Here is a 6,722-nt window from a genome sequence, read left to right as displayed (position 1 = left end):
GGGCCCGGACCGGCGGGGGGGGGTGGGGGGCGCCCGGGGGGGGGGGGGGGGGGGGGGGGGGGGGGGGGCCCGGGGGGGGGGGGGGCCCCCCCCGGGGGGCCCCCCCCCCGCCTCCGTCATGCCGTGGCCCGGACCCCGCGTGCGCCGGAGCGCCGGGGCGTCGGACGGGCACGGGTCAGAGCGCCGAGCCGGCCTTCCAGTCGGCCCAGTTCATGTTCCAACCGTTGAGGCCGTTGTCCGGCTTGATCGTCTTGTCCTTGGAGTTCTTGACGATCACCACGTCGCCGACGAGCGAGTTGTCGTAGAACCACGCACCGGGCTGGTTCGGGTCGCCGGCGCCCTTCACGTCGTTCAGGCCCACACAGCCGTGGCTGGTGTTGACGTTGCCGAAGACGGAGTCGGAGCCCCAGTAGTTGCCGTGGATGAAGGTGCCCGACGTGGACAGCCGCATGGCGTGCGGCACGTCCTTGATGTCGTACTCGCCCTCGCCGTCGTCATCCGTGAACCCGACGGTCGCGCCGTTCATCCGGGTCTCCTTGAACTTCTCGGAGATCACCATCTGACCGTTGTAGGTCGGGTTGTCCGGGGAGCCGGCGGAGATCGGGATCGTCTTGATGGTCTTGCCGTCCTGCTGGACGGTCATCTTCTTGGTGGCGACGTCCACCGTCGAGACCTGGTTGCGGCCGACCTTGAAGGTGACGGTCTTCTGCTGGACGCCGAAGACCCCGTCCGCGCCCTCGACCCCGTCGAGCTTGAGCTTCAGCGTGACCGTGGACCCCTCGTTCCAGTACTGCTCGGGGCGGAAGTCGACGCGCTGGTTGTTGAACCAGTGGCCGACGACCTCCTGGCCGCTGGAGGAGGACACCTCGATGGCCGACTGCACGGCCTTGCGGTCGGTGATCGGCTTGTTGAAGGTGATCGAGACCGGCATGCCGACGCCGACGGTGGAGCCGTCCTCCGGCGTGAAGTTGCCGATGAAGCTGTTGTCCTTGGAGACCGTGGTGAAGGAGGAGTTCTCGTGGGCCTCCCGGCCCTCGGAGTCCTTCGCCGTCGCGGCGATCTTGTACGTCGTCGCGCGTTCGAGCTGCTCGGAGGGGGTCCAGCTCTTGCCGTCGGCGGACATCTCGCCCTTGACCGCCTCACCCCCGGGGGAGGTCATGACGACGGAGGTGAGCGTCCCGTCGGCGACGGTGACCTTGGCGTCGTTGTTGATCGACGCGTTGTTCGCGCCGTTCTTCGGGGTGATCGTTATTCGGGCCTGCGAGGTCTTCTGCGCGGCGGCCTCGTCGACCTGGGCCTGCGAGCTGTCCGGACTCCCGCTGCTTCCGTTGGCGGCGTCGACCTTGTCCCCGTCGTTGCAGGCCGTGAGCGCCAGCACGCCGCTCAGCAGTGCGGACGCGGCCACCAGGCCCCTGCGCCGCTTACCGTCCGTCATCACACGCTTCTCCATCGTCGCGGATATCCTGCTCGCCTCTTACCAGAACACCCATATCAGCCTGCCCCGTTCCCCCCTCGGGCAAGGTGTGGGGAACACCACTGATCGACGCACGAGCGGGCGGGTCGGTTCCCGTCAGGGTGTGGCCCCGGCCACACGCGCCGGGGGCGCGCGGCTTGCCGGGGCCCGCAGGATGTCACGCCGACGGTTCAGCCGCGCCGCCCGTCCACGATGCGGCCGTCGCCCCGCCCCTCGCCGGGCCCGCCCTGGTCGGCGTCGCCGTCACCGTCACCGTCGTCGTCGTCGAAGTCGAAGTCCTCGTCGTCGACGAGGAAGGCGTCCACGTCGGGGTCGTACGCGGTCTGCTCACTGCTCCACGACGCCTGGACGAGCTCCACCCCGGGCACCTCGCCGACGAGCTGGAAGGGCTCGACGAGGTACGCGAGCGCTTCCGCTTCGTCCTCGCGGACGGCCGTTCCGGCGTGCGCCCGCTCCTCGTCGGGCATGTACTCGTCGTCGTCGATCCGTCGCAGTGCGGCGTCGGTCAGCTCGTCCCGCTCGGTCACCTCCAGCACCAGGTCCACGCGAAGCCGTACATACCGTGAGGTCTCAGAAGAGGTCATATGACGGAGGGTAAGCCGCCCGCGCCCGCGACTTTTCTGCGACCCGCTGTGTTCACTAGCATCTGCGCAACACCCAATTCTCGGTTCCGCAAGGGGATCTGAATCTGTGTCCGTCGCACGCCGACCTCTGCTGACCGCCACCGCCGCCGGGACGCTGCTCGGCGCCCTGTGGTTCGTGCCCTCGGCCAACGCCACCGGCGAGGAGCCGGGCGCTTCGCAGTCCACCGTGAGGACGGCGGCGGACGCGTCCGACGTGCGCGCCGCGGCGGCCGGCGGCGCGCCGGAGGCCGGGTCCGGGTCGGCCGCGCAGCAGCTGCGGCTGGCGGACACGGGCACCGGCGTCGACACCTCGCCGTACCTGCTCGGCGGCTCGGCGTTCCTCGCCGTCGGCGTCGGCCTGGTGACCTTCGCGGTACGGCGCGGGGCACCCGCGTCGTCCTGACGCGCGCGCCCGGCGCCCGTACCCGCGCAGGACGCGCGCGCCCGGCGCCCGTACCGCCCGCCGGGCGCGCGGCCACCGACCGAACGGCGCCGCTCCGGCGCTGAAGACGGACTCCCGGGAGGCCGGCCCCCGGAGGCAGGCCTTCGGACGCCCCGCCCGGGAGCCCGCCCCCGAGGCGGGCCGCCCCCTCCGGGGCGGTCCCGCCTCCGGGGACGTCAGGCGAGCGGCCCGGTGACCTGCTCGGCGGCCGCGACGACCCCGCCCGCCCGGACGAAGGCGTCGGCGGCCTCCAGGTCGGGCGCCAGGAACCGGTCCGGGCCGGGGCCCTCGACTCCGGCGGCGCGCAGCGCGTGGATGACGGCGCGGGAGGCCGGGGCCGGGGTCAGGCCGTGGCGCAGCTCGATCGCGCGGGTCGCCGCGTACAGCTCGACGGCGAGGATCCGGTTGAGGTTGCCGATGGCCGTGCGCAGCTTGCGGGCCGCCGACCAGCCCATGGAGACGTGGTCCTCCTGCATGGCCGACGACGGGATGGAGTCGGCGGAGGCCGGGACGGCGAGCCGCTTCATCTCGCTGACCAGCGCGGCCTGCGTGTACTGGGCGATCATGAGCCCGGAGTCGACGCCCGCGTCGTCGGCGAGGAACGGCGGCAGGCCGTGGCTGCGGTTCTTGTCGAGGAGCCGGTCGGTGCGCCGCTCGGCGATGGAGCCGAGGTCGGCGGCGGCGACGGCGAGGAAGTCGAGGACGTACGCGACCGGGGCGCCGTGGAAGTTGCCGTTGGACTCGACGCGGCCGTCGGACAGGACGACGGGGTTGTCGACGGCGGAGGCGAGCTCGCGCTCGGCGACGAGCCGGGCGTGCGCCAGGGTGTCCCGGCCCGCGCCGGCGACCTGGGGGGCGCAGCGCACCGAGTAGGCGTCCTGCACACGGGGCGCCTCGTCGGCTTGGTAGTGCCCGACGAGGCCGGAGCCGTCGAGGACGGCGAGCATGTTGGCGGCGGCCGCGCCCTGTCCGGGGTGCGGGCGGATGGCGTGCAGCTCGGGCCGCAGGACCCTGTCGGTGCCGAGCAGGGCCTCCAGGGAGAGCGCGGCGGTGACGTCGGCCGTCTTGTACAGGGTGTCCAGGTCGGCCAGGGCCATGACGAGCATGCCGAGCATGCCGTCGGTGCCGTTGAGGAGGGCGAGTCCCTCCTTCTCGCGCAGTTCGACGGGGGTGATGCCGTGGGCGGCGAGCAGCTCGGCGGCGGGGCGGACCTCGCCGTCGGGACCCTCGGCGTCGCCCTCGCCCATGAGCGTGAGCGCGCAGTGGGAGAGCGGCGCGAGGTCGCCGGAGCAGCCGAGCGAGCCGTACTCGTGGACGACGGGGGTGATGCCGGCGTTGAGGACGTCGGCCATGGTCCGGGCGACGTGCGGGCGCACGCCGGTGTGCCCGGAGGCGACGGTCTTCAGGCGCAGGAACATCAGGGCCCGGACGACCTCCCGCTCGACGCGCGGGCCCATGCCGGCGGCGTGCGAGCGGACGATGTTGCGCTGGAGCCGGCCGCGCAGGTCCTGGTCGATGTGCCGCGTGGCGAGCGCCCCGAACCCGGTCGAGACGCCGTAGACCGGCTCCGGCTTGGCGGCGAGGGCGTCCACGATCTCCCGGGCGCGGGCGAGGGCGTCGAGGGCCTCCTGGGACAGCTCGACGCGGGCGTTGCCGCGGGCGACGGCGATGACGTCGGCGGCGGTGGTACCGGACGTCCCCACCACGACAGTGTGCATATCCATATTCAGCACCCTACGGACTGAATCCCAACGTGTCACTACCCTGCGGCGAGGCGGCCCCTTACCCACCGGCCGCCCCTCACCACCGCCTGCCCCTCATGGCCGGGCGCATCCGACCCCGGACGGCGGCGCCCCCACCCGCCCACGCACCCGCCGGTCAGCCACCCGGGCGGGCGTCGCGGAAGCGCCGGCGGTCGCGGTGGCCGGCCGGCGGGGCGTCGGCGAGCCTCACGACCGAGCCGTCCCGCCCGGCGACCACCGGCTTCGGCGACCGGGCGGCCTTCGCGCGGTACTGGGCGGCGTCGGCGAGCCGGAACAGCCGCCGGGCGGACCGCACGGGCCCGATCGGGTCGCCCGTCGACGCCACTCCGCACGCCACGCCCTCGCCGAACTCCAGTTCGCCGGCGCGTACGCACAACTCGTCGGCGGCCGCGACCACCTCGTCGGCCTGCGGCCCCACCGCGAGCAGGCAGAACTCGTCCCCGCCCAGACGCGCGGCCAGCGCCCCGGGCAGCCGCGCCCCGCAGCAGGAGAGCAGCGACCCGAAGCGCTCCAGGAGGCGGTCGCCGACGGCGTGCCCATGGGTGTCGTTGACGTGCTTGAGCCCGTTCAGGTCGCACACGACGAGGCTGACGACGGCCCCGTCGGTGAGGAAGCGGTCGACCGCCTCGTCCAGGCGGGTGTCGACGGCCCTGCGGTTGGCGAGCCCGGTCAGCGGGTCGGTGAAGGCCAGCTTCCTGACCTCCTCCAGCCGTTCGGTCTGGGCGATGCCGGCGGCCACCACGGAGGCCAGCACGGTCGCGAAGTCGGCGTCGTCCCGGTCGAAGGCCGGTGCCCCGACCGGGCGGGCGACGTACAGCTCGCCCCACGCCCGTCCGTGCAGCACGATCGGGGCGACCACGCAGCTGCCGCGCCCGCGCCGGCGCAGCGCCGCCACCCGGCCCCAGGACCGCGGCTCCGCCCGGCCGTACGCCCGGGGCGCGCGGGCTCCGTCGTCGGCGGTCTCCACCCAGGCGTTCGGTTCGCCCCCGTCCGCCCACCGGTCGTGCAGGAACTCGGTGATCTCGGAGAACTGGTGCACGGGGTACGTCTCGGAGTCCGGGAACTCCTCCTCGTCGGGCGTCCGCCGACCGGCGTTCACGAGGACCTTCAGCCGGCCGAGGTCCCGCTGCCAGGTGGACAGCGCCGCGAACGTACCGCCGAGCGCGTCGCACGCGCCGAGCGCCGCGGCCCGCCAGCACTCCCGCGGCGTGTGCGCCGCCGCCATGGCCTGCGCCACCGCCACCACGGCCCGCAGTCGGACATCCTCACCCATTCCTCAAGCTTAGGGAGGTGTCCGAACTTTTCACCCAAGGGCCCCACTGGTTACTCCAGGTGACCTCGCACCCCGCGTCACCCCCCGGGCCCGGGACCCGCGCCGGGTACGAACCCCACGCCGGAGGCGGACCCCACGCCGGAGCGGTAGCCGGTCATCGCGCCCGCGCCGGACCGGAAACGGCCCCCGCGCCCGCCCAGGCCCACGAACCCGGGCCGGGGGCCCCGAGCCGATGCCCGAGCGCAGGCCCGAGGTGCCCGAGCGCACGCCCGGGCCGGCGGCGTCCTACTCCCCCGGCCAGCTCGGCGGGCGCTTCTCGTTGAAGGCGGCGACGCCCTCCTTGCGGTCGCCGGAGAAGGCGACGGACCGCCACGCCGCGTCCTCGACCTCCAGCCCGGCCCGCAGGTCCAGCCCCTGCCCCAGCCGCAGGGCGCGCTTCGCGGCGCGCAGCCCGACGGGCGAGTTCGCCGCGATGCGGGCGCCCAGCTCCAGCGCGGCGCCGCGCGCGTCGTCCTCGACCAGCTCGTCGACCAGGCCGAGGGCGGCCGCCTCGGCGGCGGCCACGCGGCGGGCCGTGAAGACCAGCTCGGCGGCGCGGGCGGCGCCCACGCGGCGCGGCAGCAGCTGCGTGCCCCCGCCGCCGGGGATGACGCCGACGGACACCTCGGGCAGCCCGACGACCGCGGTGGCGTCGGCGACGATCAGGTCGCAGGCGAGCGCCAGCTCGAAGCCGCCGCCCAGCGCGAAGCCGCGCACGGCGGCGACGGTCGGCATCGGCAGCTCCAGCACGCCCGTGTAGGCGGCGCGCGCGGTGGGCCGCTGGCGCAGCAGCTCGGCGTCGGTGAAGGAGTTGCGCTCCTTCAGGTCGGCGCCGACGCAGAAGGCCCGGTCGTGGGTCGAGGTCAGCACGGTGACGCGCACCGACGGGTCGGCGGCGAGCGCGTCGCAGGCGGCGCCGATGGAGCGGGCCATGGCGGTGGAGACGGCGTTCATGGCCTGCGGACGGTCGAGGACCAGCTCGGCCGTGAAGCCGTGGCGCCGTACGGCGACGAACTCGCCGTACCGCTCCTCCTCCGCCGCGCCGGCGGCTCCCGCCGCCGTCCCGGCTCCGGCCCGGTCCTCGGTCTGCTGCTCGGACATGTGGCGC

The 6,722-nt window shown here is 74.4% G+C and carries 6 protein-coding genes; 1 reads left to right on the top strand and 5 read right to left on the bottom strand.

Annotated features, from left to right (window positions below):
- Positions 1-175 precede the first annotated feature (175 nt).
- Complete coding sequence (locus ACF053_RS20175; RefSeq protein ID WP_391955131.1) at positions 176-1,450, bottom strand: L,D-transpeptidase; 1,275 nt, start codon at positions 1,448-1,450, stop codon at positions 176-178.
- A 194-nt stretch (positions 1,451-1,644) separates the two neighbouring features.
- A complete protein-coding gene (locus ACF053_RS20170; protein ID WP_391955130.1) occupies positions 1,645-2,058 on the bottom strand; it encodes a hypothetical protein in 414 nt (137 codons plus the stop codon).
- Between the two features lie 106 nt (positions 2,059-2,164).
- Between ACF053_RS20170 and ACF053_RS20165 the strand changes: the two genes are divergently transcribed.
- On the top strand, positions 2,165-2,500 hold the full coding sequence (locus ACF053_RS20165; RefSeq protein ID WP_391955129.1) for a hypothetical protein: 336 nt from the start codon (positions 2,165-2,167) through the stop codon (positions 2,498-2,500).
- Positions 2,501-2,715: 215 nt separating this feature from the next.
- Here the strand turns inward: ACF053_RS20165 and hutH are convergent, their stop codons facing one another.
- From hutH to ACF053_RS20150, 3 genes are all read right to left on the bottom strand, one after another.
- On the bottom strand, positions 2,716-4,257 hold the full coding sequence (gene hutH / locus ACF053_RS20160) for a histidine ammonia-lyase (protein ID WP_058941481.1): 1,542 nt from the start codon (positions 4,255-4,257) through the stop codon (positions 2,716-2,718).
- Between the two features lie 160 nt (positions 4,258-4,417).
- Positions 4,418-5,575: a GGDEF domain-containing protein gene (locus tag ACF053_RS20155; RefSeq protein ID WP_391955128.1), complete on the bottom strand. Its 1,158-nt coding sequence runs from the start codon at positions 5,573-5,575 to the stop codon at positions 4,418-4,420.
- Between the two features lie 285 nt (positions 5,576-5,860).
- Positions 5,861-6,715 (bottom strand): enoyl-CoA hydratase/isomerase family protein, encoded by an 855-nt coding sequence (locus ACF053_RS20150; RefSeq protein ID WP_391955127.1) that lies wholly within the window; start codon positions 6,713-6,715, stop codon positions 5,861-5,863.
- Between the last annotated feature and the right edge of the window lie 7 nt (positions 6,716-6,722).

The sequence above is a fragment of the Streptomyces kanasensis genome (assembly GCF_043077165.1).
GTDB classification, from domain to species: Bacteria; Actinomycetota; Actinomycetes; order Streptomycetales; family Streptomycetaceae; genus Streptomyces; species Streptomyces changanensis.
This window is presented reverse-complemented; position numbering and strand designations above follow the sequence as displayed.